The following is a 215-nucleotide window of genomic DNA, read 5'->3' on the forward strand; positions in this document are numbered from 1 at the left end:
CACCAGCGGTACCTGGGTGTTTACCGTCGACACGGTGGCGCCGAACGCGCCGTTTATCGACTCGGCCGCAGACAATGTGGGTGCGCCACAACCGCAAGGCATGCTCAGCGGCAGTGCCACAGATGATCCTTACCCGGTCCTGACAGGTCGTGCGGAAGCCAACAGTGTGGTGATGGTGTATGACCAAACCGGCCTGTTAGGCTCAGCGAAAACCA

Annotated in this window: 1 protein-coding gene; it reads left to right on the forward strand. The window is 60.5% G+C overall.

From position 1 onward, the window contains the following. Positions 1–215: hypothetical protein (locus AC2A06_RS19140; protein WP_484381342.1), on the forward strand; the 215-nt coding region annotated here is incomplete at both ends.

The sequence above is a fragment of the Serratia sp. HNCC26DJ244 genome, from assembly GCF_057180565.1.